Raw genomic sequence first — 2,636 nt, forward strand, 5'->3', positions numbered from 1 at the left:
AGGAGGTCGCTCTCCTTCCTGTAGGCACTCTGCTCCGCCGTGATGCGCTTACTCAAGCGCAGCCCGTCAGTCAGGTACCGGCGTGCCCCTTCGATCATCCATTTCAGAATTCCGTTACGCTCGGAAATAAGCTTCTCCTCCAGACCAGAGTCACGCTCATCTTGTGTAAAGCGACGCCTAAACGGGACTAGTACAAGCCTTCTCCAAATTGCGTCGTCGTCACCTGTAATGATCGGCTTGTGGTTCGTCCGCAGCCACGGGGTAAAAGTTGGCTGGAATTCAAAGAATTCCCTATGGAGAAACCGCGCCGAGATCGGCTCGCGGCCCGCGAGGACTTTTACGATCTGCTCGTCCAAACGATCACCAGCCTGCATCTCATTGATGGAAACGTAGCGCGATCCAGCCAGCGCCGCCAAGTCGTTGCGCGGGGCAGCGTCCCCAGCTTTTCTGACGGTGAGGATTGAGGGTGGGGCGGTGACAGCGTAGTCGGCCATGATGGCCTGGACGATGTTGTTGAAGATGCTCTTCCCGTTGCTTCCGAATCCGAAACAGATGATCAAAAGCTCCTCGGTGCTCTTCCCGGTGAGCGTGTATCCGAGCAGCAGTTGAACGGACTCGATCGTTTCGCTGTCACCCTGAAAAATCTCCTCTAAGAACTTGAGCCAGCGGGTGCAGGCGACGGATTCTGAAAACGTTGCGGCAGCGTATCGGGTTATCAGGCGGCGGGGTTCATTGGGCAAGAGAGTGCCGGTACGAAGATCCACGACGCCGTCTTGGACGCCCAGAAGATTCGGATCCTGGTCGAGTTCATCGATAGTGACGGCCATGCCGGGTTCCGATACGGCAAGGCGCAGCATTGCCAGGATCCTCGGAAGATTGTGTGCCGCCAGCGCTTCAAGAATGAGCCTCTTGCCGCTGTCCGGGTTCGTGCGATAGGCGTCGGTCGCGGCCTCAAGAATCTGAGCGCACACGGTCTTGGCGAACGCGATCTCCTCATCCTTCGCGCAGTAGAGCCATTTCCCGGAATCCCACATCAACCATTTCCCGCGAGTGGTGACGTACAAGAACCGACCGCGCGCCGCGCTAGCAAATGCTTTTGCGTTCCTAATGTCGCCGTGCGAGTCGAGCAGGCTTACATGGGTAGTTTCGGACGGCGCGGCCGTGATGGCCATGGGGGGCGGCGGCAGCTCGGACATCGCTTTTGTGATGGTGCGCTCGCGGTAATCGTCGCGCTCGACCCACTTTGCGCGCTGTCCGAGGCCAGACATGCTGAAGACTTGCTCCACTGCTGCGGCGATGACATCGCGAGGCAAAGCCCGCTCAGCACACTCCCGCATAATTTTCCCCGCGAGCGCAAGATCTGCTTCACTTTGACTGCTATACCCGTTGATGCCGCTGCGCCGGGGCACGAGGTCGAAGTGACCGTTCCAGAGTTCGGGGTTACGCTGCGCTACGGCCGCCGCGACCAGTTCAATCGATGTTTGAGGCGCGTGTGTGTTCAGCTCCGGGCTTGGCTTCTCGGTGCCCGTTTTCGGCGATTGATTAGTTGCGATCCAGGCGCTGCGGATGTCATCCCCAAGGTAGCTCGGTCCGACATCGAGCAAGGTCACGACCGGCGTACGTCCCTCAGCTTTGTACTTCATGTGGCGAAACCCCGGCAACCGAAGAAGGCGACTCACATCAACCGCTGCAGGATCGGCGCCGTACTGGACAAGCGACTGGTTAATTTTTTTTGTCTCGTCGGGCGTCAACACCTCGTCCGGCGCGAGGGACCAGTAAAGGTTAAGCCGATTTGACTCGCTGCTTTGTACCCTAATTGACGGTTTCAGTTTCTCGGTGACGCGGGAAAGCTGTTCAAGCGTCACACCGTCCATATCTGCATGGATACCGCGAATCCGTTTCACCGAAGCCGCACGACGGGGACCGGCAAATTCGTTACGGGCGATGAAGACCCCAGCGCCCCGCTCGTTCAGCTGACCTAGTGCAGGCAGGAGGGCTGCAACATCCCGAACCGATAACCTCGGGAAGCGGCGGCTGAGTGGGTCGGGCTTGGGCTTCGGAAAGCCCTTCGGGACGTCGCTGTAGCACTCGATGTTGAACCTCGCGTCTGGCGAAGGATCGAGGTGCGCAAGGAAGTCGAGGGCTGGATGCGTCGAGGTGCCGGGGATGCCAAGGCCTGTTTCACATTGGGTTGCGTGGTCTGTAGCCCCGTCCCTGCTGTCCGTGGTGAAGTTCATACTGCGTGAACGAACGGCTTAGACTCGCACATTGCGGTACGACTCAGGTGCAGAGAGCCACTTTCGCACGTCCCCAACCCGCCATGCGGTGACGTTGGCGGATGCTTTGATGGGCTCTGGGAATTCGCCTGCCTTGCACTTTCGCCAAAGTGTCGACCCACTGAATGGAACCACACCCGCAGCGAGAAGCGTCCCGAGGCGAATCAAAGCCTCATCAGGGAGGGCGTTGAATTTGAAATTGTCCATGCTGGACCTCAGTGCGTTGGTGTGCAACGAGGTGCATGGTGCCCGTGGCCTACCTAGGCCGCAGGTACTCGAAATGGGTCATTTCAGATCCCTGCCTTGCTTCTACGAATACGGGGAGTCGGGGTCGAGGTATTTGCGTGTAACCGAGCGCAT

General features: G+C 58.6%; 2 protein-coding genes. Both read right to left on the reverse strand.

What is annotated here, in order from left to right:
* The coding region (locus FJ404_19710) for a hypothetical protein (GenBank protein MBM3825072.1) at nucleotides 1-2,237 on the reverse strand (2,237 nt) is incomplete at its 3' end.
* An 18-nt stretch (nucleotides 2,238-2,255) separates the two neighbouring features.
* Nucleotides 2,256-2,483: an AlpA family phage regulatory protein gene (locus tag FJ404_19715; protein MBM3825073.1), complete on the reverse strand. Its 228-nt coding sequence runs from the start codon at nucleotides 2,481-2,483 to the stop codon at nucleotides 2,256-2,258.
* Nucleotides 2,484-2,636: the final 153 nt, after the last annotated feature.

This window comes from Verrucomicrobiota bacterium (assembly GCA_016871495.1).
Taxonomy (GTDB): domain Bacteria; phylum Verrucomicrobiota; class Verrucomicrobiia; order Limisphaerales; family VHDF01; genus VHDF01.